We start from the raw sequence: 20663 nt of genomic DNA, 5'->3' as shown, positions 1-20663 counted from the left end.
TCCTTTGGAAACGGTCAGGCGGCGAGGGAAAGCCGCTCTTTGGCGAGCAGCTCGATGGAGGCCAGGCGCTCGGCGGCCGAAAGCGCCGGCGTGTCGAGCACGAACTCCTTGACCCCGTAGCGGCGGTGAAGTTCGTCCAGCTCCTTGCGGATCTGCTCCGCCGTGCCATGCAGCACGCTCGGCACCTTTTCCTCGATGCGGTAATCGGTGACGCCGGCCTGGCGGGCAAATTCGGCCGCCTGCTCCTCGCTGCCGACATTAACGGTCTGGCCGTTTGGCAGGAACACCTTGACGATGCGCAGCTTGCCGACGCGCTCGCGGGCATAGTCCTCGCTTTCGGCGGCGAAGGCTGCGAGCGCCAGGATCGGGCGCTTGCCGCCGGATGCCCGCTCATAGGCCTCGAAGGTTCTGCGCAAATTGTCAGGATCGCCGTTCAGGTGACCGGCGAAAACGAGTTCCCAACCCTTCTCGGCAGCGAGCTCGGCGCTTTCGACGCTGGCGCCGAGGAGGAAACGTTCGGGAGCAGTCGGCGGGAAAGGCGTTGCCTGCGCCCCGTCGTAATTCGGGTCGGCAGCGAGATATGTGTTGAGATCGGAGAGTTGGCTCGCGAAGTCCGGCTTCCTGGCCGAATCGACGGCAAGCTGCAGGGCGCGCGTCGAGAGCGGAAAGCCTCCCGGCGCCTTGCCGACACCGAGATCGACGCGGCCGGGCGCAAGCGATGCCAGAAGATTAAAGGTCTCGGCAACCTTATACGCGCTGTAGTGCTGCAGCATGACGCCGCCGGAGCCGATGCGGATCCTCGATGTCCTGGCAAGGAGATAGGCGATCAGCGCCTCCGGCGCCGAGCTCGCCAGATTGGACATGTTGTGATGCTCGGCGACCCAGAAACGGTGATAACCGAGTTCCTCGGCCCGAGCGGCAATCTTGACCGTCGCCCGAAGCGCGTCCGCCGCGGTGAGACCCTGTTCGATCGGGCTTTTGTCGAGAAGGCTGAGGAGATAGGTCATGACGCCACGATCCGATCCTTGGTTGCAAAGTTTAGTCTATAAAATCAGTAGACAAACTTCATTATAAGAAATGACATTCTCTTTCGAACGCGTTGCGTGAAAAAAAGCGGCCGCACCTAAGATGGAAAATCCCCTGCCGGGACCGTGTCTCACCGGCAGCGCAAGGCTTGTTTCAATCGACCACTTGATGATCTAGATTCTGGTCGAAAGGGAGCAAGTGAATGAAGCTGTCAGAACAGGTCAAGCCGATCAGCTATCTCAAGGCGCATGCGCCGGAGGTCATCCGAAAGCTGAAGGATAATCCGCAGCCGGTCGTCATTACGCTTCACGGAGAGGCGAAAGCCATCTTTCAGGATATCGGCCATTACGAAGAAACACAGGAGACGCTGGCGCTTCTGAAGGTGCTGGCGCCGACCAACCGGCAGGTCGAGGAGGGCAAACTGCGCCCCGCTGCGGAATCCTTCGCGCGCATCCGAAATCGTCTGGCTGACAGCCAACCCTGATGCCATCTCGTGTTCATTTCACCGAGGAAGAGGAACGCGACGTCGAGGATCGCTATCGCCTCATTGCCAGCGACGGCGCCGAGACGCCAGGGCACTTCCTGACGGAAATCGAGAGCGCGTAGCGCGTCAGTAGGATCTGAAAGTCCGTACGCTCTCCGCGAGACCGATCCAGCAGCCGGGCGCGCACCTATGCCCCTACGTTTTTCTTGAGTTCACGCGCCATCGGCCACCGTCGCTTCGACATAGGGTCGCATGATCGACCAGATCCTCGCCTCTTTCGCATATGTCCAGAGGTCGTCGCTTGTGGTCTTGCGCCGACGGAGGCCCTCGCGCAGCCCCTCCATCGCAACATCGAGGCCGACTTTCGCCCGATAGCGGAAGCAATCGACGATCGAACGCGCCGGATTTGTGATCGGCACCTCGACGCCCTCGATGCGATGCGGTTCGACGCCCTCGGTGAGAGCGGACCCCTTGAAGCGTACGAACTTGATAGGCGGATAATCGATCTTGGGACGCCAGGCAGTGCGGTCGATCGCCATCCACACAGCCGAGGGCATCTGCAGCGTCAGTTCGTGGTATTGGAGGGCCGAGGTCAAGCAGACCACGCCCTTTGGAACCAGAACAGCCGCTTCAGCGAGTGCATGGGCCGCCTCAGCCTGAGTGTCCGGGAGTTGATACAGGCCTCGTGCCGGGCGGGCGACTGCCTCCTCCCGAACGAGACGGGCGAGCGTCTCCGGTCCAATGCCTTCTGCAACGAAATCCTTCAGCCGGAGCATCCCGCGCGCTTTCAGGAGGTCGAGCGCTCGAAGTCTCTGGGCGGTAGTGAATGTCATCGCCTGTGACGATTCCTCTATTCATCGAATATATAGCAGAGGTTTTATCACAAAGCGCTTGCTCGGAAATCCCCCATTTCGACACCCCCTACAGCGAGCTGTAGAGGCGAAGGCGACGAGCATTAACGCAAAGGCTTATTCTGCAAGGTCTGGTGCTGGGGCCAGAGCTTGACGCGGAGGCGCGGAAATCGGCTTCTATTTCGTCACCGTCACCGCCGGCGAAGGCCGAGGCTGGCCCAGATGTGCGCGTGAAACGCAAGCAGATCAATAAGACCGAGCCGATCCGCTGCATCATCGACACGCAGAACGATCCGGCCGAAATCAAAAAAGACCACCGGTCGGAGATGGAACTCTACATCCCCAATCCCAAACTCTTCGTGCGCGAAAGCGACCGCTTCAACTCCATCTGCTGGGTGAGCTCCGCACGATGACTGCGATCGGCAAGGCGAGCAACCTGGCGGATACGCTCGACGTCACCATCCCGATCCGGTCCCACTCGCTTCAGCTGATCCGCGAGATCTGAGGGATCGGCGCGACCGAAGCGCGTTTCGATCGCAGTCACGATGTCCTTTGCCTCGGCAAGCGCTTGATGCCCCTCCGGTGTCCCGGCCAGTTGCTCGACGAACTTTGCCTTGTCGCTATAGGGGAGATCATCGAGATTGCGCAGCAGCGCCTCACTCCGGCGGCTCGGCCCCAGAACCTCGACCCCGTCCTGCTTTTCCCGCTTCCAGCGCTCCGAGCCGCATTCGGCCGCAAGGCGACGCTGCCAGGTGTTGGCGGATTGGCGAACATGTGAAGCCAGCGCATCGATCCGCGAAAGCGCTTGTTTGCGTTCGGCGTTGTCTCCGAACAGGCCGGTCTTGCCGGCGAGCGCGCCGATCGTCTCGGGCAAAGTGCTGAGTTGACTGGCAAGCGCGACCGGATCTGCATTCTCATCCAGGATGCGGCCGCGCAACACGTCCATTGCCGCTGGCGCGTCGTTGAACACCTGCGGCGCGAGCTGCTTTGCCGCGGCCCAATCTCGTTCGAATGCCGGCATCGCCTTTGACCGCCCAACCTCTTCGACGCTCATCGCATAGGTCTTCACTGCCGCAACGAGCACGCGGCGTTCATCGTCACGTTCATCGACATTGGGGTCCTGGTGCGAAGAGCCGCCATCGGCGATGCTGCGGGCCGCGAGCGGTGTAGGCGGCCGCAGTTCTTGCATTGGCTTGGGAACCGCCGTGTCCGGAATGGGCTGTATCCCTTTGCTGATTTCGTGAGATGCGACCTCACTCTCGCCCTGCCCCCGGCGATCCTCCATGCCGCGCCGATTGGCGAAGTCATGGGTATAGTCGAGTGTCGTCTCCTTGACGCCTGAGCGGCTCAGTGTCTCTGTCAGGGATCGCAGCGTCTTGAACGCATCGAGCCCGGCATAGAGCTGCACCGCCTCGCGATGACGGGTCATCGCCACGTAGGTCAGATGCCGGTCCATCGTCGTCGACGCCAGAACAAAACTCCGGTCGACGGTAGCCCCTTGCGTCTTGTGGATCGTCGTGGCGTAGCCGTGATCAAAGGCCTGGTAACTGTTCACCGGGATGGTCACCTGGCGCTGGTCCTCTGGCGTCTGCGCCTTGCCGTCAAGCCGAACTTGTATTGCGTCCGGCGCGACGGCGATCACCTCGCCCAGCATGCCATTCTTGACGCCGAGGTCGCGATTATTCTCCAGGAAGACGATGCGATCGCCGCGCGCAAAGGATCGCTTCCCATTGCTGGTCTGGTAACTCAGTTCCTCACCTTTATCGTCAGACGGGTTGCTGCCCGTTGCCAGCTCACCGCGCTCCTGCAACCGAGCGCGAATGCCGGCATTGATGGCGCGGACGTCGTCGCGTCGATGGGCCATGGCAATGCGCGTGTCGTTGGGATTGGCCGATCGGTCAGCGACATAATCGGCAATGATCGCCTTCAGGGTTTCCGCGCGATCCGTCTTCAGATGAAGGCTTCCCCGTGCCTCGTAGGCCGACAGTCCGGCTGCGGTCCGGTGAGATGCGAAGTCGATCGAAGCCTGCTTTTGCCAATCGGTTCTTTGACGGCGCACTTCCGACAGTTGCGCATGACCGACGGCTTCGGCGATCGCCCGAAACGGTGCGCCCGCGCCGATCGCCTGAAGCTGTTCATGATCTCCGACCAGGACGAGCTTGGCGCCGGCCCGTTTGACCTCGTCGACGAAGCGGGCGAGCTGACGACTGCCGACCATGCCACCCTCGTCGATAACGAAGACGTCACGAGCATTGAGCCGACCGCGATCAGCCTGCCAGGAGTACTCCCAGGACGCCAAGGTGCGGCTCGATATGCCGGACGATTGCTCCAGACCCTCTGCGGCCTTGCCGGCCAATGCCGCGCCATGAACGCGATAACCTTGCGCTTCCCAGGCGTGCCGGGCAGCTGCCAGCATCGTGCTCTTGCCGGCACCGGCAAAGCCGATCACCACGGCGATCTGAGAGCCGGCGGTGACATGCTCGATCGCCTGGCGCTGTTCAGCCGACAGCCCCTGCCCCGGTGGATTTCCCGCCTGAATCGATCTGTCCTGATCGGCGATGGCCGCATCGACATTGCGCTTCGCCACACCGTGGTTTTGACGCGCCTTCATCGCAACAGTGGCTGTTGCCATCGCACCCTCGATCGCCACCATCTCGACCGTCGAATAACGTGCCTCGCCGTCACGACCGCGAAGGCTTGAACTGTCGGGCCTCAACTCGACGAGAGCCTTCGACGCCATGACCGATGCAAAAGCATTCTGGAAGGTCTGCGCATCGTCGTTGATAGTGCGATGCAGAGCCCTGGCGATATCATAACGGTTGAAGACGCTTTTCTCGTTGGTAATCAGCTTCAATATCTCTTCGGGCCGCCGGCGAATGGTCTCCGCATTGCGATCGGCCGATTGTGGTGAGATGCGGACGCGGGAGACTGCCCCACCCTGCCGATTGATCTCAGTGGCATGCACACCGACATGTTCGCTCGGCTCGATCGTGATCCCGGCTTCCAGATGCGAGCGGTTGTCGATACGGATATCGAGGCCTGCCCTCTCAAGGTGCGTGTTGGCAAGATGCTCCCACGCCTGTCTGAGATCCTTCAGCTGCAGCTGCGATGGCGGCAGGTGATTGGCGAGAAGCCATCTGTTTTCCCGCTCAAGCAGCGTCTTGTCGCCAAGACCGGTTTCCCTCACCTCACGCGTCGTCATCATCAGATGCGCGTGGCTGTTGCGGATATCGCTTGCCCCACCTGGCCGATGGATCGCGAGGTCGACGGCGGCGCCATAACGATTAGCGAGATCTTCGGCAAAGGCCCGCGTCAGCGCCAGTCGTTGATCCGGCGTCAATTCGTGTGGCAGGGCGACTTCGAATTCCCGGGCAATCCGGGCGTCACTGCGTTTCTCGGCACGCTCGGCGGCATTCCACAAGGCCGATCGCTTCATCGCCCAATAGGCAGAAGAGCGAACCGGCAAGACGATCTCGGCATGCTCGACACCTTTCCTGTTGCTAAAATCATGGGTCAGCCCATCACGCTCGTTCGTCAGCCGCTCGGCCGCACGATAGGCGGCGGACGCGACAGCGCTGCGGCCACCGCTGCGGGCGATCGGCTTCATGCTGAGATGATAGATCGCCATCGCTTGTCCCCTTTGTTAGCGGGCTGCCGGCCCGCGCCTTGAGTTGCCCCGCAACTCGTAAGTGCGCCCTTGTGCCGTCGTCGCTTGGCTCCTTCGGGCACTGGTGGGAGCACGCGGCAATCTCCCAATGACCTCGTAAGCCGTTCACCCGGTTGCTTCCACGCGCAGATTTGCGGGTTTCGAAGCGCCGCTCTTCGAGACAACTTCGATCCAGGCATGCAGCCAGCGGAGACCCTCCGTTCATCGCCGCGGCCAATGGCTGAACAGGAACAAGGGAGAAATCATCATGGCGCGCAAAACCATCGGCGAGCGGCTGGCGCAGCTCGAGGCCCAGCGCAAGACATTGCAGATCCGGCTCGGCAAGCAGGAGCGTGCCATCGATACGCGCCGCAAGGTGTTGATCGGCGCACTTGTGCTGCATCGGCTGGAGAATGATCGCGATGTGCAGATCGGCGCAGGACTGGCAGCCTGGCTCAGATCCGAACTGCCAAAGTTCCTCACCCGCGATGGCGATCGGGATCTGTTCGACGATCTGCTGAAGCCGCAGGCAAATGAGCCGTCGCTCGGCAATATCGGCAACGGGAGTGCGGCATCATGATCCTTGCCATCAAGATCAAGATTGCCTTGGCAAATATGATGCGCATGGCGGCCCGTGATCCGCTCTGGGCGATCGTCGCGTTCATCACCTTTCCGCTGCGATATGCCAAGTCGTTTGTCATGGGTGCATTTGGCTATTTGCTTGTCGTGTTCACCGTCTACTTCGGGATCGACTACCTCAGACGCGTGATGCTCGGCGGCCACAGGGGTGACGTCATCTGGCATATCGGCGATTGGGTGGTGATGGCCTTTGCCATCGTGCTCCTCATTCGGCTGTTGTCGGTACCGCTGATCACGCATTTTGGATCGGCGGCGGACGACACGCATGGGACGGCGCGCTTTGCCGGCCGCAGAGAGATTGCACCTCTGACAAAGGCAGAAGGCGGATTGCTGATCGGCCGTGCGAACAACTCCGGACGGCTTCTTCGCTACAGCGGGCCTGCTCATCTTCTGACCATGGCGCCGACGCGCAGCGGCAAGGGTGTCGGCACCATCATCCCGAACCTTCTGACCGCCGACCGCTCGATCATCTGCATCGATCCGAAAGGCGAGAACGCGATCATCGCCGGTGATGCGCGAGAGAAGTTCGGGCCGGTTCATATCCTCGATCCGTTCGGCATCACCGGCGGGCCTTCGGCAGCCTTCAATCCGATGGGCGGCGTTGATCCAGACAGCGTCGATGTCGCCGATGATGCAACGACACTAGCCGACGCACTGGTGTTCGACGAACCAGGTTTGTCAGGTGATGCGCATTGGAACGAGGAAGCCAAGGCGCTGATCGCTGGATTGCTTCTTCATATCGTTGCCAGCGCGCCAAACGACCAGCGCAATCTCTCGGCGCTCCGGCGCGATCTGACGATGGCGCCGGCGGCATTCCAGAATCTGCTTCATGAGATGCAGGGGACTGGTGCGATCAACGGACTGATTGCCCGGGCTGCCAATCGGCATCTTGGCAAGTCGGATCGCGAAGCTAGCGGTGTGCTGTCGGCAGCCCAGCGACATACGCACTTTCTCGACAGTCCGCGCATGACCGAGGTGCTGTCACGGTCGGATTTTCGGTTCGGTGACCTCAAGGCAGACAAGGCGACCGTGTTCCTGGTCTTGCCGCCAGACAGGCTTGCGGCCTATTCGCGTTGGCTGCGTTTGCTGGTGGCCCAGAGCCTGACCGAGATGGCGCGAACGCCACCCTCGCCGCATCCATCTGCGCCACCTGTTCTCTATCTGCTCGACGAGTTCGCCGCCCTTGGTCATCTGGCACCGATCGAACGGGCCATGGGTCTGATGGCAGGTTACGGTGTGCAACTCTGGCCGATCGTCCAGGACATTCATCAGTTGCGCGCCACCTATGGCCAGCGCGCCGGTACGTTTTTATCCAACGCCGGCGTGCTGCAAGTGTTCGGCGTCAACGATCACGACAGCGCCCGTCTGGTCTCCGATTTGCTTGGCCAGGAGACGGTCGTCTTCAACACGGCGGCACGCGCGCTCGATTCGGAAAGGACCGGCCTCTCCTTTGCCGAGCAGCATGTCGCCCGCCCTCTGCTGACGCCCGACGAAGTCCGCAACATGCATGCCAAGACTGAGCTGCTGTTCATCGCCGGCCGGCGGCCGATCGTTGCGACAAAGTTGCGCTATTATGCCGATCCGGAATTTTCCGGATTGTTCACTGCGTCACAGATCTGACGAGGCGATATCACCAACGTGAATCGATCGGGCCGGATCGATTCACAAATGTCGTTGGACGACGCCGCCTGGTGTTTGCGATTCTGCCGGCATGACAGTTCAGCCCTATCGTCTCTACATCGAACGCATCGATCCATCGAGGAACATGGCCCGCTTTTATGCGCTGTCGATCGAGCCGAACCTCTTCGGCGAGACCTCGCTGGTGCGCAGCTGGGGACGCATCGGCAGTCGCGGGCAGCAGAAGATCCATGTCTTCGACAGCGAGGCAAAAGCCGTCGATCTCCTGCTCAGCCTTTTGCGCAGGAAGCGGTCGAGAGGCTACCTTCCGCTGCAGTGATCGGCATCCGCGTCTCTCATGCCTGAGCGAAGGAAGAGACTGTTGAGTGAAGGAAGAGACGGCCTACGCCGCCTCCTCTTCGTCGCGCTCCGGCTGCAGGGAATGCAGATAGTCGACGGCGCGCTGCGCATGTGCCGCCGCCGAGAAGATGGCGCGCTTGTCGTGGTGGAGAACCTTGAGCCAGCCATCGAGATAGCTGGCGTGGTCGGGGCGCGGTTCAAGCTCTGGGACGATGCCGAGATCGGCGCAGAGAAACGCGCTGCCGAGTTCGGCAATGAGCTCCTCGCGGGCGCGTTCGCTCCGGTCTTTCGCGTAGCGGCTGAGATCGCGATCCAGCCGTCGCGGTGCGGCGGTCCAGTGCGTCATCTCGTGGCTGAGGACGGCGACATAGGAAGCATCGTCCCTGAAGGCATCCAGGCATGGCATCTGGATGTAATCACGCTGAGCGGCATAATAGGCAGCCGATCCTCCGTGGCGGATCAGCGCGCCGGTATTGGCAAAGAAGCGACCGGCATCGCCAATGCGGCTCATCGGATCCTGGTGAGGTGCGATCTCGTCAAAGCGGCCATCAAGACCGGCGATCTGATCGGTATTGAACACCGTGTAGGCCTTGAGGAACGGAACATCCTGTTCGATCTCGGTGCCCGTGTCTGTCGTCTCGGTGCGGACGAACGAACTGGCAAAGACCACGGTCGTGCCGGTTTCGCCCTTGCGAACGGCGCCACCGAGTTCGATGGCCTGGCGGAACGTCATCCATCTCGATGAGGCAAAGCCGCGGGCGAAGGCTTGCGACCAGAGCAGCAGGACGTTGATCCCGGAATAGGGTTGGCCGTTGTGGCGCAGTGGCCGGCTGACCTCGCTTGCCGCATGTCCCGTCGTCCAGGGTTTGGTCCATGGCCGCACACCCTGTTTAAGATCGGCGATGATCGTGTTGGTGATGCGGCTGTAGATATCGGATCGTTGATTGGATTGCTGCCTGCTCATGTTGGAACCTCCGTTTCGAGGTCGCGGCCATCGCGACCTGCTACGGCGGTCCGAAAGCCGGGCTGCAAGCGCTGCCTGCACCCCGCGGGGCCGAAACGCAGTGGAGGACGGCAAAGCCGTTGCCGGCGGCGCGAGCCTGGCAGGACCCAAAGCCGGGGCAGGACGCGATGGCACGCAATCGCAGGGGAGGTTCTGATGGAGGCAGACATGGCAGATCCGCGAGGGGATCACATCGCTCGCGTCACAGCTGACCGAAGCGCAGATCGTTTACCTGGCCGGCCGTGCCAGCGAGCGGGCGATATCGACGATGTCGTCGCGCGAAGCCGTCGGGTCATCCTTGCTCCAGGCAACCCCAAGCCCGATCCTGAAGTCGATGCCTCTGACCGCCTTCAGCTCGAACGCCCGGTTCGGCAGGCCCTCGGTCCATTCCGGCGCAAAGCCGATGCCAAGCCCGGCCGAGACCAACGACACCAGCGAATAGGTGTCGTCGCAGCTATAGGCGATGTTGCGGGTCAGATCATATTCCTCGAACTTCTCGTTGAAGTACCGCTCGGTGTAGGAGAGGTTCTTGCGATTGAAGGCGATGATCTTTTCCGAGCGCAGATCGTCGATACCAATCTCCGCCTGCTCCGCCAGTGGGTTGCTCCTCGCCACCGCCAGCAGGTACCGCTCATGGGCGATCGAGGAGAAGCGCAAGGAGCCGATGTTTTCCACCGGCCGGATGAAGCCGAGATTGATCTGGCCGTTTTCCAGGCCGCGGATGATGTCGCCGGTATTGCCGCTGGAAATATGGATGCGGATATCCGGGTACTTGCGGGCGATCTTTGCCAGAAACGCCGGCAGCACGCCGGTGGTCGCCGGATAGACGGTGCCGATCCTGATCTGCCTTATCGTCTTGCCGGCCACCGCCCTGGTGATCTCGGCGGTCAGATCGACCTCGCTCAGGATCCCGACGCAGCGCTCGTGGAAGATCTCCCCTGCCCTGGTCAGTTCCACCCGCCGGGTCGAACGGATGAACAGCGCGCAGCCGAGTTCGCGCTCCAGCGCCTGCACATGGTTGGACAACGCCGGCTGGGCGATGCGGACCTTGGCGGCTGCCCGGCCGAAGTGCAGTTCCTCGGCCACCGCGACGAAGTAGGGGTCCTTCGACGAAGGGAGGCGGATAGCGCCGGCATGACGCTTTCTCGCTTTTGTAGAGTATACTCCGTAGCGGAATACTCTACAAGAGGTTCTCTCGCTGTCATGGAGATACGCGAGACCTTCGCTCGAAATTTGAGAACTCTTCGGCAGGCGAGGAAAATGTCGCAGGAGGAGCTCGCCCATCGTGCCAACGTTGATCGGACCTACATCAGCTCTCTGGAACGATGCGTCTACAGCCCAAGTATTGAGGTGCTAGACCGGCTAGCTGCCGTGTTGGGTGTTGAGCCTGCTGACCTACTTAGAAAGCCAGGTAAGGAATAGCGAGCAACCGCGCGGAAACGTTCACACCTGTCGTTAACTGTCCACGACCGGACTCTCTGAATGATCAGAAAGTTTTGTCCACGTGGTACTTCCATTCGTTGGTGCCAACTGGCGGCGCGAGGGGCGCGCCGCCAGATTTTGATCACGCAAACCCTTCGAGCACGACCTTGCCGATCGTCGAACCGCTTTCGAGCTGCTCGTGAGCCTTCTTCAGGTTTGCCGCATTGATCATCCCGAGGTTCTGAGTAGCGGTTGTTCGAATCCTTCCATGGTCGACGGAACTTGATATTTTGTTCAGAATCCTCGCCTGCTCGTCCATATCCGGCGTGCCGTAGATGGCGCGAGTGAACATGAGCTCATGATGGATCGATACGGCCTTACGCTTGAACTTCATGATGTCGAAGCCCGCTGGATCATCGATCAGGCAGAAGCGCCCCTGCGGTGCGATCAGTTCGGCGATGTCATCGACATGCTGCGCGGTTTGCGTGGTTGAGAACACAAAGGCGGGAGCGCCGATGCCCAATGCCGCGATCTGACCGGCGAGCGGCTTCGAGTGATCGACCACATGATGCGCACCCAGTGACTCGCTGACCAACGATCACGCCAGTGCCACGACCGAGGGGCAGCCGCAACTGGATCTCAATCTATAGCAAGAACAAGCCTCCGAAAACGAAAAAGCCTGCCGCGGGGGTGTGCGGCGAGCGTCTAGCGGGATTATTGTGATGGGCAGCTCTCCCTCGAACAGGCGATCAAGCGGCCCGCCAAATCGTCAAAGCAGGCCGCTTGAACGCGCAGTCCGTCAGATACCACAGCGCCGATCGAGTTCTTTCAGCGCGGACTGTACCTCATCGATCGAAATCGGCTCTGGCATTCCCGGCACCTGCCGGAGGGCCGGCTTCGAATCGATAGCGCGAGGATCGTTCGCTTATCATCGACCGAAAGAGCCGGCGCTCTCACCACGTCGATTGGCCGCTGAAGCTGCATACCCTGAAGCAAGACCGCTGTCCCATCGCCATTGCGTTGCTAGCCGCCAGCTGCAACATGTCGTGCGTCATCGAACCACCTCACTGTACGTGTGGATCCCGGTCACGCCGCACGCGTGAGGCCGCGATCATATTGGTTTCCGGCGCCAGCAGGTCGTGTTTCCCGGCGAAGGCGGCAAACAGGCCCCGCGCGGTCTCTGCTTCGATCTCACCGCGCAATGCGGCTCTGCATGCCTGGAGTGCGACCGAGTGCGCCGCCTCTCTCGGTGAAGCCGGCCATTCGACGAGATGCCGATAGGCGTCCATCACGCTGTGAACCTCTGCCGGAAAGCCTAGGCCGACAAAAATGGAAACAGGCTGTTTGAACATATCGGGTTTCATCGCTCTCTCCTTCCTAACCCGGAATGTTGAGGGGCGCCGTAGCCACGGCGCCCTTGTTCTGCGAAAGACGCGTCAAGCCGCCTTCCGCGCTTCGATCTGCGCGGGAGCAGCGGAATTCAGCGCGGCAGCGCTCTGGATGGAGATTTTCCGCGGCTTCAGTGCCTCTGGGATCTCGCGAACGAGGTCGATCGAAAGAAGCCCATTGCTGAGATGCGCCCCATTCACCCTGACGTGGTCTGCAAGTTCGAACCGATGTTCGAACGGCCGGCCGGCGATGCCGCGATGCAGGTAGCCTTCATTTGCTGCTTCCTGCTTCTTGCCGGTGACCGTCAGTAGATTGGATTGGAAGGTGATGTCGAGTTCGTCCTGGGTGAAGCCCGCGACCGCGATCGAAATCCGGTAGGTGTCGTCACCGGTCTTGACGATGTCATAGGGCGGCCAGTCGCTGATCGACCGGGCGCGCTGGGCGTTTTCCAGAAGATTGAAAACCCGGTCGAAGCCGACGCTGGAACGGAACAGCGGTGCATAGTCGTAAGATGTTGCCATAGCCATATCCTCCTTGAAGCAACATGGATACGGAAGCGCCGAAAGACGGCGCCTCCAGCAAGGCCAGCCCTTTATCAGCGGCTGGCGGCAATCGATTTGGTTTTTGGCATATTTGGATTCAAGAGCAGCAGCAGAATTTGCTCGTTTTCGGCTTCTGCCACCAGCTCAATCCTACTCATAAACGGCCGCATTATCCTGAACTTCGGGCAAGCCTTTGTAGGATGCGTGACGCAGATTGCCGTCGTCGGTCCAGCCCGGAATTCGATCTCGGCAATCAGCGAAGGTGCGTCGAACCGCCCAATGGCGATCTTCAGGCTGCTGGTCGGCACACTTCAGATTGCGCGAGCTGTTTCTGATCCATCGAGGGCTGCTGAAATCATTGAAGGTGGGGTCCAAGCCGCACTGGCCCCAGAGAGACAGCCAGGGTGAGAGACCAGCCGCATGAGGAAGCGTAGCTCTTGAATGGATATGAACAGGCGTGCCCCTGGTAATTCAAGAACTAAGTCGCTGAAAACACAGCCTGGGGCGTAATATAGCTTGTGGAGCTATTGATCGCAACGATCGCCTCGTCAGCTCTTCATCCGGATCGCTAGATCTTGTCTTCTTCCCCAAATTCGCGCGGTCTAATGTGAACTCCGCTCTCAAAGTTGCGTGGAATTGGAGCAATCGTACATCGCCGATCATTCTGAGCATTGAAGCCCACAAGTACTGGGTTCGTTTGCACCAGATTTTTCCGCCAGGAAAATGGCCACCGCCATCTTGCCTCGGTCGATGATGAGCTAGGACTATTCTACTTTTATAGTAGGCTTGTTGAAGTATATCATCTTGGCGGGTACTCGCGATAAGTGTACTCTGCTGCGAGATTACGAGGAGGGACCAATGACGGAATCTGCGATTTATGTAACGTTCAGCGATGAAGTCGTAAATGCAATGCAGGAGAATGGTATTTCGGTCGAGATGCTGCTCAAGGCGGCTAAGGTCGAAGGACTGCAACTCGTCGAGGATCCAGCGAGCAATAGCGGCAAACGTGATATTTTCATGATCTTGCTGGGGTCCGCGGCGGTGGTGGCTGTTGCCACCCCACTCATTACAAAGGTCATCCAGTCAATTCTCGATCGGCCAATTGTTACCGAAGATATCGAAATGACGCCATCGCTAGATGCTGGGGGCAATGTCATCCGAGACAAACACCATCAGCCAGTAATGACATGGAAAAAGTCGACGAAGATCGATAGGGGCATGACCTCCGACGCCTTGGCGGCAAAGATCAAGGCGGACAAGACCGGGATCGAGATCGGCGTAGGGAAAAGTTGATGCGGCGCTCAATCGTAATTGGTTCAAACGGACCTGAAGGACGCCATCAACTGCAGTTTGCTGAGCACGATGCGCAAAAGGTCCGTGACGCCCTTCGTTCGATGTATTGCGGCTTCGAGACGGAGGACGGAATCGGAATCACTTCTCAAGTGGCTCTGCGGCGCTTTTTCCGTTCCGCTGAGAGCTGCCGAGAAGAGGATACTTTCGTCGCATATTTCGCGGGGCATGGACTTCTAGACCGCGGAGATTTGTTCCTTCTCTTTCAGAACACCGACAAAGCAAGGCTTATGGAAACCGGCCTTCGTGCTGATGACATAATGAAAGCCATGAATCGGTGTCGGGCAAGAAATCGCGTTTTGATCCTTGATTGCTGCAACGCCGGCCAGGTTGCGGCGAAAAGCGGCTTGCGACACGAGGAGCCCAAGGCGGTGATGAAAGACCTCGGCTTCACGTCGGAAAGCTTTGAGATATTGCTCGCCAGCGATGTTTTGGAATCGGCGCGGGAATTTGAAGCGTTAAAGGCTGGATTTTTCTCGGCGACACTTTGCCAAGGGCTGACAGATCTATGGCGCAGGGCTGATCGAGACAAGGATGGGTCGGTATCCGTCACGGATATGGGCGATTGGCTCGCCGAACAGGCTGCACAGCACAATGCCAAAGCGGAGCGAGATGACGTTGTCCCTATCCCCATCGTTGCGGCGTTTGGGCGTGGGAAGACTTACCTTACACGTCCACCGGGAAGTTTCCCCTACCACGAGATCGACATGGCGGACGGCGTGCCCGGCGTGGTGCTTCCCCTTGCTCCGTTTGAGGACGCATTCGCCTATGTCATTGGCAAAACGCCTGTCACTAACGCCGCCATGAAAAAAAGTCTCGGTCGCCGGCCGGGCCCCCAGGCACGCCGCCACGACGGCAAGCGCTGGGAAACGCAGACATTCGACGTATTCTCAGATCCGGATTTCGGTGGTGACAATCAGCCGACAGTCGGAATCACTATCGCGAACGCGAGGCAACATTGCCAGTGGCTCAGGGAACAGATGAGCTTACCACTAGTGTCTCCTCCAACGCCCCAACTGTGGGATTTCGCGCTGATGGGAGGTGACAAGTATCAGGATGAACGGCCGTCCGCGCATCAATTGGTCGTCCACGGCATGGCCCAGAAGACCGCTGCCAGCGTGAACGCGGTTGATCGTTCGAACGCACTTGGCATCATCGACCTTGTGGGCAATGTTTGGGAATGGTGCGTTGATGAATATCAATGGCGGTGGTTTTGCTATGGTCATTCAGGACGCGCGAAGGAAAGCGGCTATATGTACATTTTTGAGCGGGCCGCTCCATCGATCGTGGGCGGCACCAGAGATTTCAAGAAATCCTACCTGAAGGGCAGCGGGTTTTACGATGCTGTTGACGAAATCGATATTACTGTCGAAGGTGACGACATTGCTGGCGGGCCCGCTTCCAAACATGCAGATGTCGGCTTTAGGATTTCAGCACTCATCCCGCTCACACTCTTGCCAAAGGAAATGCGAGAGATTTTGGAAATTTCGCACCCACTACAGTACAAAAGCGCCCGAAGACTGCCGGTAACAGCGTGATTTGGTGTAAACGGGCGTCGCGTGGGCATGGGTTCGCCCGGTCTGGCTAACCTGCTTGCCGATACCGGCGACGACCAAGCCAGGCAATGGCTGTGGGGTGGCCCGGAAAATGCAATCGATGCCGCGCTCCTCATCTATGCAGACTCTGAACCTACTCTTTCCTCATACGCTAAGGATTTGATCTCAGGCATCGATGCGGCCGGCGGACAGGTGATACATCGGGTCACACCGACGCCGCTGCCACGGCCAACGCCGGGTGAAACGGCGGCGCAGACCGTGCGGGAGCCGTTTGGGTTCGCGGACGGAATTTCGCAACCAGTCATCAAGGGAACGCGACGCTGGATGCGCCGGTCGGACACCATCCATGCGGTCGAGCCGGGGGAGTTCTTGCTGGGCTATCCCGACACGCGTGGCTTCTTCCCGCCGTCGCCACAGGTGCCGGCTGCGATGGACCCCGGCAATCTTTTGCCGCTCGCTGAGCCTACGCACTCACGTGGCGCACTCCAGCCAGATTTTGGCAGCAACTGCGCCGCCGCCGCGCGCGACCTCGGACGGAACGGCACGTTCCTGGTCATCCGTCAGCTTGCGCAATATGTCGATGTCTTCAACGACTATGTGGGCGAGGCGGCCAAACGCTACGCCGATCATCCAGCAGTGCCCGATCAACTCGATCCAGAGCTTTTACCGGAGTGGATCGGCGCCAAGATGGTTGGTCGTTGGAAGGATGGCTCTTCGCTGGTGCGCTACCCGCATGGTCCAGCGACCAGAAAGCAGAGCGGGGGACATTTTCGGCCCGATAATGATTTCCTGCCTGGCGCAGAGGATCCGCTTGGCGAGCGCTGTCCCCTCGGGGCGCACATTCGCCGGTCAAATCCTCGCGATAGTCTGGCCCCTGCCTCAAAGGTTGAACTTTCAATCGTCAATCGTCATCGCATCCTGCGCATCGGGCGCGGTTTCGACGCCGTTGGCGCCAATGATCCGAAGGAACAAAAACCCGGCCTTCTCTTCATGTGCCTCAATGCCGACATAGAACGCCAATTCGAATTCGTTCAGCAGACCTGGGCCACCGCTTGGCAGTTTCACGGATTGGAAAACGAGGTCGATCCCATCACCGGCCGCGGAGGCGGCATGGGGCGGCTGACGATACCCTCTCCGCGCGGCCCGCTGAACCTCACCGGAATAAGGGATTTCGTGCGGATGCGCGGAGGAGCTTATCTGTTCGTGCCAAGCAGGAGCGCGGTCTGGTTTCTCGCACGTCTTAGCAGCAACGGGCGCTAAAACGCCGCCGGCGCGTGCGGCCATTCCCGCGACAAGCAGACCTTGCTGAGCAAGAAGGACGGACGTGATGGACTCATCGATGACATGCACTTCGCTGATAAATAGCTGCACAACGGGCCGGACTGCGAAGGCTTCCCACCTTTTTTCTCAGCGACACGCGGCTGAACGAGAAAGTGGCGCCCCTCAAAAATCGGGAACGCTCGCCTGCTTGAATAGTTGCGCTACCAGCTTTTGCTCGAGCAGGACGTCTCCCCTAATCCGTTGGATGACTGCGGCCCGCTCGACAAGCGCGGTTCTATCTTCAACAGTCTTTGTATTGTTCCAAGCCGCAAGAGCAAGGTGGTAGTGTTGAGCAGCTGCGCGGACCAATCTGAACGTTGAAACCATTGTGGTCGTCATCGCTAGGTATTGCGATCCAGGTTGGACGAAAAACGCCAGGGCGGTCTCAGCAATTGCGCGTTGATCGACCATGTCGGGGTCTAGTGGATGGGCTCGTACATTTCGGTCTGCCGTGAGAACACCTTGCATAGCCGCTTCCACCAGAATTGCCCATCGGCGCCGTTCGGACACAAGTGCCTCGCGCACGAGACCGTAGACGTCGATCGTCGCGCGGCCCTTCGACATCTGATCTTCCTCTGCGCTTGTCGCTGGCTCGACGAACCCGTCAGCGTAGAAGCGAAGATGCTGATCGGGATTGTCGATGCAGGGGTCTAATAGGAGTGGCCTCTCATTCGCCATCTCCACAGGCCGGGTCGCCCGTTGCGTTCCGGGAGCAATCGGAAAACGATTCGCCTTGCCAGATTTGGTCGGTACGCGTTGACCATTCTTCGTTCGATGAAAGTGTTTTCGCTCACGGTTGCAGTCAATGCAGGACGGCAAAAGGTTGTCGTAGCTTGCAGCCAACCAGTAATATCCGGGTGAACGGAATTCCCCATCGTCGTCGATATAGCCGCCCTTCGGCCGGAAGTGCTCAACTTCCATTGAGGCCAAATGGGCATAAGGGCTTTCGCAATAGGCACATTTTGTGCCGAACAACCCTGAGAGCGCGGTTTTTACCGCTTCACATTTGTACGCGGTGAAGTTCGGTGCTCTATCTGGACGAGGCGGTAGTGGTTCTCTAATCGGCCGCACCCCGCCGAAGTGCCAAAGCGCGTGCTCGCGTTCAGTTAGGCCGCGGCGTCCGATTCGTTCTAACGCTGCTTCTGCGGCTTGAGCTGGGAGGCGTTGGATCCGGATCATGACACAGGCCCGGTAAGTAGAGCAGCCTCACTCCAGATCGCAGACAGCTCTTCATCGAGCATTTCTTCGCCGTGCCGAACGTCGGCAGCGGTATTCAATTCTGGGCGCTGCGCAAGGAAACGATCGATGGCTTGGAGTAGACGGCGCTCGCGCTCATTATTACCCAATTGTTGCACATCATTGATTTCGGCGCGCAGCTCGAGGATCTCAGCGCTTTCGACCTGGTTCGGCGACTTTTTCCTCAGCAGATAATAATACCGGTCAAACAGTAACTGCAACGATGGGTCGAGCGTGCTTGCAAGGCCAAAGTGCTCAGATGTCAGGATCTGATCTACGCGTAACCCTTCAATCGCCGGCAGATCCGCCACAAGTGTCACACCTCCGCGCGGTCCTCTGCGAAGGACTGCAACTTCACCATGACGGAGTCCTCGGAGGCAAAGAGGCTCGTGCGTCGTTGCCACGACCTGCACCCCCGGCAGGATAGTCCGCATACTCTCGACGAAGCGAAGCTTCCACGAAGGATGAAGGTGGTTCCCAACCTCATCGATCAGGACCAGGCCCTGCGCAAGTTCTGGCGTTTTCCAAGCGGGAAGAACCAGCGACAAAATGTCAGCGATGAGCGCAATCACCGTTTGATACCCATCGCAGAGCCGGGCCAATGGCGTAAATTTCCCTTGTTCTATGAGGCCAACTTCTTCGTCTCGCTTTACGAGTTCACGGTCGAGGTCAATAGCCAGCGCCTTCTTGATTGCGATCGCCGCGTAGTCAAATTCGGCCGGCGAGGCCTCAATGAGCCACTCTTGTGCGTCAACGAGCGGAACGAAGGGGTCGAAGAGATTCTCTACACGGGCGTAGGTCGTGCCTTGATGTTTCGGACCATCTCGTCGCGGCAAAAGCCGAGTCGAGCCGTAGGCAGCCAGCATCAACTGCGCCTCTCGTCCGGTCGTCTCTATGCGACCGTCATGATAGACGCGCAGAACACGCGGCGCTGTCGCACCGCTCAATTTGATACTGATTTCGCCAAAAGATGCTCCGGCCCTCACCATAGTGCCTGGATCGAGTCCGAGCGCGTTGATCAATTGGTTCCGATATCGATCACCCACAAGCGCCAGAACGAGAGCCTGAAGCATCGTGCTCTTGCCCGCAGCATTTTCCCCCAGCAACATTAACCAGGGCGCTTGACCTGCGGTATCGGCAACATTGAGGTCAAGTTTCGAGATAGCGCGGAGGTTCGTGGCTTTTATGCGCTCAACAAATCGACTGCCTGCACGTAGATAAGCCGTCGTCCCCTCCTCACCATCATCCTCGAGTGAGTAATTCTCACGCGCGCTTTGGAAATCCGTCAGCGCAACCTTTGCCGCGCGCTGTTGGCTGCGGCTCAGCTGATTACGTGGAAGGCCGGAAAGTTCTTCTGGATCTCCTAAAATTCCAGCTTCGTCGTCGGGTAAACCCGCCACGAATGCATTCACGAGTTGCCTACACATCGCAGCATAGGCTGCGGCCGCACTCATCATCTCCTTGAGCTGAAAAAGAACTTTTCGCACCGATTCCTCGGACTCGGAATGCTTGGTGTATCCGCGCAAGGCCTGAAGCAGCGTCCCGATCATTCGCGCCGTCTTCTGGCGCGCTTCGACCAATCGAGGTCGGTTGAGGCCAAGGATCTCGATCGTTGTCAAGCCTCTGACATCCTTGCTGGAAACCAGACCGTTCTCGGAAAACAAGAGCACCGTATCAACGTCGTCCCTGCAGGGGTCGAGCAAGAGAGGGCGTTCTGTGTCCAAAGTCTCGATCGGAGCTAGGATGTCGGCACGACGTCTCTCATCTTCCAACGGAAATCGACCGCCCTTACCGGAGCGGGATTTTGTAGTGCCAGAGCCGCGATAGGAGATCCGGTTGCATTCGGCGCAACTGAGATAAAGGTTCGCCCATTCGTTGGTGAGCCACCAATAGTGAAGTGGCAAGTGCGTCCCATCGTCAGCGATCACGCCACCTTTCGGACGATACATTTCGATGTCGCCGGGACCTGTCGTGAGCGGTGTCTCGCAATAGGCACACTTTCCATTAAAGAGCTCATGCAGGGCATTTCTCACCGACGGATGCCGGTAAAGCTTGAACTCAAACCCGCCGCGCTGACGATTATCCTCGTACTTTGAATAGAATTTTCGTGCGGCCTCAAACTCGCGGTCAGCTTGGCTCCCGTTGTCGCGTTGCAAGATTGCTGGAGTGGGCACACTATTCCGGTTGATTCTGATCATCGCTTTGAGCTCCCCACCTAAGAA

At 59.3% G+C, this 20663-nt stretch carries 18 protein-coding genes and 3 pseudogenes; 9 read left to right on the top strand and 12 right to left on the bottom strand.

What is annotated here, in order from left to right:
* Positions 1–14: 14 nt before the first annotated feature.
* Positions 15–1007: an LLM class flavin-dependent oxidoreductase gene (locus AC2444_RS29790; protein WP_128449491.1), complete on the bottom strand. Its 993-nt coding sequence runs from the start codon at positions 1005–1007 to the stop codon at positions 15–17.
* Positions 1008–1228: 221 nt separating this feature from the next.
* Between AC2444_RS29790 and AC2444_RS29785 the strand changes: the two genes are divergently transcribed.
* Both AC2444_RS29785 and AC2444_RS29780 read left to right on the top strand, forming a co-directional pair.
* On the top strand, positions 1229–1510 hold the full coding sequence (locus AC2444_RS29785) for a type II toxin-antitoxin system Phd/YefM family antitoxin (protein WP_128449492.1): 282 nt from the start codon (positions 1229–1231) through the stop codon (positions 1508–1510).
* Positions 1510–1632 carry a hypothetical protein gene (locus AC2444_RS29780; RefSeq protein WP_281019815.1) on the top strand — a complete coding sequence of 41 codons (123 nt, stop codon included), beginning with the start codon at positions 1510–1512 and terminating at the stop codon, positions 1630–1632. The genes AC2444_RS29785 and AC2444_RS29780 overlap by 1 nt, the downstream gene beginning before the upstream one ends.
* Here AC2444_RS29780 and AC2444_RS29775 read toward each other — a convergent pair.
* The 3 genes and pseudogenes from AC2444_RS29775 to traA form a co-directional block, all read right to left on the bottom strand.
* A pseudogene (locus AC2444_RS29775) lies at positions 1623–1733 on the bottom strand (nucleotidyl transferase AbiEii/AbiGii toxin family protein); the annotation flags it as partial. The gene AC2444_RS29780 and the pseudogene AC2444_RS29775 overlap by 10 nt on opposite strands.
* The gene (locus AC2444_RS29770) at positions 1723–2343 is read right to left on the bottom strand and encodes a type IV toxin-antitoxin system AbiEi family antitoxin domain-containing protein (protein WP_128449493.1); all 621 of its coding nucleotides are present in this window, start codon (positions 2341–2343) and stop codon (positions 1723–1725) included. The pseudogene AC2444_RS29775 and the gene AC2444_RS29770, both read right to left, overlap by 11 nt.
* 352 nt (positions 2344–2695) lie before the next feature.
* Positions 2696–5989, bottom strand: coding sequence for a Ti-type conjugative transfer relaxase TraA (gene traA / locus AC2444_RS29765; RefSeq protein WP_128449494.1), 3294 nt, complete (start codon positions 5987–5989; stop codon positions 2696–2698).
* A 286-nt stretch (positions 5990–6275) separates the two neighbouring features.
* On the opposite strand from traA, the gene AC2444_RS29760 reads away from it, so the two are divergent.
* The 3 genes from AC2444_RS29760 (at position 6276) to AC2444_RS29750 (ending at position 8603) form a co-directional block, all read left to right on the top strand.
* Positions 6276–6587 (top strand): mobilization protein, encoded by a 312-nt coding sequence (locus AC2444_RS29760; protein WP_128449495.1) that lies wholly within the window; start codon positions 6276–6278, stop codon positions 6585–6587.
* Complete coding sequence (locus tag AC2444_RS29755) at positions 6584–8266, top strand: type IV secretory system conjugative DNA transfer family protein (protein WP_128449496.1); 1683 nt, start codon at positions 6584–6586, stop codon at positions 8264–8266. The genes AC2444_RS29760 and AC2444_RS29755 overlap by 4 nt, the downstream gene beginning before the upstream one ends.
* A 91-nt stretch (positions 8267–8357) precedes the next feature.
* Entirely contained in the window at positions 8358–8603 is a 246-nt protein-coding gene (locus AC2444_RS29750; protein ID WP_128449497.1) for a WGR domain-containing protein, read from the top strand.
* Positions 8604–8666: 63 nt separating this feature from the next.
* Here the strand turns inward: AC2444_RS29750 and AC2444_RS29745 are convergent, their stop codons facing one another.
* Together AC2444_RS29745 and AC2444_RS29740 are read right to left on the bottom strand one after the other, a co-directional pair.
* The gene (locus tag AC2444_RS29745; protein WP_128449498.1) at positions 8667–9587 is read right to left on the bottom strand and encodes an ArdC family protein; all 921 of its coding nucleotides are present in this window, start codon (positions 9585–9587) and stop codon (positions 8667–8669) included.
* Positions 9588–9854: 267 nt separating this feature from the next.
* A complete protein-coding gene (locus AC2444_RS29740) occupies positions 9855–10751 on the bottom strand; it encodes a LysR family transcriptional regulator (protein ID WP_487762924.1) in 897 nt (298 codons plus the stop codon).
* 78 nt (positions 10752–10829) lie between these two features.
* Here AC2444_RS29740 and AC2444_RS29735 point away from each other — a divergent pair, with 78 nt between their 5' ends.
* Positions 10830–11048, top strand: a complete 219-nt coding sequence (locus AC2444_RS29735; RefSeq protein ID WP_128449532.1) for a helix-turn-helix domain-containing protein — start codon at positions 10830–10832, stop codon at positions 11046–11048.
* Positions 11049–11190: 142 nt separating this feature from the next.
* Here AC2444_RS29735 and AC2444_RS29730 read toward each other — a convergent pair.
* The 4 genes and pseudogenes from AC2444_RS29730 to AC2444_RS29715 form a co-directional block, all read right to left on the bottom strand.
* Positions 11191–11634: pseudogene (locus AC2444_RS29730) on the bottom strand (zinc-binding dehydrogenase); the annotation flags it as partial.
* Positions 11635–12112: 478 nt separating this feature from the next.
* Complete coding sequence (locus AC2444_RS29725; RefSeq protein ID WP_128449501.1) at positions 12113–12412, bottom strand: DUF982 domain-containing protein; 300 nt, start codon at positions 12410–12412, stop codon at positions 12113–12115.
* A 72-nt stretch (positions 12413–12484) separates the two neighbouring features.
* Positions 12485–12958, bottom strand: a complete 474-nt coding sequence (locus AC2444_RS29720) for an Hsp20 family protein (RefSeq protein ID WP_128449502.1) — start codon at positions 12956–12958, stop codon at positions 12485–12487.
* Between the two features lie 171 nt (positions 12959–13129).
* A pseudogene (locus AC2444_RS29715) lies at positions 13130–13242 on the bottom strand (non-homologous end-joining DNA ligase); the annotation flags it as partial.
* A 595-nt stretch (positions 13243–13837) separates the two neighbouring features.
* Here AC2444_RS29715 and AC2444_RS29710 point away from each other — a divergent pair.
* Genes AC2444_RS29710 through AC2444_RS29700 form a run of 3 tightly spaced genes read left to right on the top strand, consistent with a single transcriptional unit; the run spans position 13838 to position 17145 of the window.
* Entirely contained in the window at positions 13838–14272 is a 435-nt protein-coding gene (locus tag AC2444_RS29710; RefSeq protein WP_128449503.1) for a hypothetical protein, read from the top strand.
* On the top strand, positions 14272–15867 hold the full coding sequence (locus AC2444_RS29705; protein ID WP_128449504.1) for an SUMF1/EgtB/PvdO family nonheme iron enzyme: 1596 nt from the start codon (positions 14272–14274) through the stop codon (positions 15865–15867). Before AC2444_RS29710 ends, AC2444_RS29705 begins: the two co-directional genes overlap by 1 nt.
* Before the next feature lie 27 nt (positions 15868–15894).
* Positions 15895–17145: a Dyp-type peroxidase gene (locus AC2444_RS29700; RefSeq protein ID WP_245461254.1), complete on the top strand. Its 1251-nt coding sequence runs from the start codon at positions 15895–15897 to the stop codon at positions 17143–17145.
* Positions 17146–17328: 183 nt separating this feature from the next.
* On the opposite strand, the gene AC2444_RS29695 is transcribed toward AC2444_RS29700, so the two are convergent.
* Positions 17329–18384: an HNH endonuclease family protein gene (locus AC2444_RS29695; RefSeq protein ID WP_128449505.1), complete on the bottom strand. Its 1056-nt coding sequence runs from the start codon at positions 18382–18384 to the stop codon at positions 17329–17331.
* A complete protein-coding gene (locus AC2444_RS29690) occupies positions 18381–20639 on the bottom strand; it encodes an AAA family ATPase (RefSeq protein WP_128449506.1) in 2259 nt (752 codons plus the stop codon). The genes AC2444_RS29695 and AC2444_RS29690 overlap by 4 nt, the downstream gene beginning before the upstream one ends.
* Positions 20640–20663: the final 24 nt, after the last annotated feature.

Source organism: Rhizobium sp. WSM1328, assembly GCF_057653715.1.
The sequence above is the reverse complement of the archived record's forward strand: the minus strand, read 5'-3'. Positions and strand labels throughout refer to the sequence as shown.

Coding starts and splice junctions, on each gene's coding strand:
- AC2444_RS29755 (WP_128449496.1), top strand. CDS start 6,584: ATGATCCTTGCCATCAAGATCAAGATTGCCTTGGCAAATATGATGCGC.
- AC2444_RS29735 (WP_128449532.1), top strand. CDS start 10,830: ATGGAGATACGCGAGACCTTCGCTCGAAATTTGAGAACTCTTCGGCAG.
- AC2444_RS29750 (WP_128449497.1), top strand. CDS start 8,358: ATGACAGTTCAGCCCTATCGTCTCTACATCGAACGCATCGATCCATCG.
- AC2444_RS29790 (WP_128449491.1), bottom strand. CDS start 1,007: ATGACCTATCTCCTCAGCCTTCTCGACAAAAGCCCGATCGAACAGGGT.
- AC2444_RS29720 (WP_128449502.1), bottom strand. CDS start 12,958: ATGGCAACATCTTACGACTATGCACCGCTGTTCCGTTCCAGCGTCGGC.
- AC2444_RS29760 (WP_128449495.1), top strand. CDS start 6,276: ATGGCGCGCAAAACCATCGGCGAGCGGCTGGCGCAGCTCGAGGCCCAG.
- AC2444_RS29705 (WP_128449504.1), top strand. CDS start 14,272: ATGCGGCGCTCAATCGTAATTGGTTCAAACGGACCTGAAGGACGCCAT.
- AC2444_RS29770 (WP_128449493.1), bottom strand. CDS start 2,343: ATGACATTCACTACCGCCCAGAGACTTCGAGCGCTCGACCTCCTGAAA.
- AC2444_RS29690 (WP_128449506.1), bottom strand. CDS start 20,639: ATGATCAGAATCAACCGGAATAGTGTGCCCACTCCAGCAATCTTGCAA.
- traA (WP_128449494.1), bottom strand. CDS start 5,989: ATGGCGATCTATCATCTCAGCATGAAGCCGATCGCCCGCAGCGGTGGC.
- AC2444_RS29725 (WP_128449501.1), bottom strand. CDS start 12,412: ATGAAACCCGATATGTTCAAACAGCCTGTTTCCATTTTTGTCGGCCTA.
- AC2444_RS29745 (WP_128449498.1), bottom strand. CDS start 9,587: ATGAGCAGGCAGCAATCCAATCAACGATCCGATATCTACAGCCGCATC.
- AC2444_RS29780 (WP_281019815.1), top strand. CDS start 1,510: ATGCCATCTCGTGTTCATTTCACCGAGGAAGAGGAACGCGACGTCGAG.
- AC2444_RS29700 (WP_245461254.1), top strand. CDS start 15,895: ATGGGTTCGCCCGGTCTGGCTAACCTGCTTGCCGATACCGGCGACGAC.
- AC2444_RS29695 (WP_128449505.1), bottom strand. CDS start 18,384: ATGATCCGGATCCAACGCCTCCCAGCTCAAGCCGCAGAAGCAGCGTTA.
- AC2444_RS29785 (WP_128449492.1), top strand. CDS start 1,229: ATGAAGCTGTCAGAACAGGTCAAGCCGATCAGCTATCTCAAGGCGCAT.
- AC2444_RS29710 (WP_128449503.1), top strand. CDS start 13,838: ATGACGGAATCTGCGATTTATGTAACGTTCAGCGATGAAGTCGTAAAT.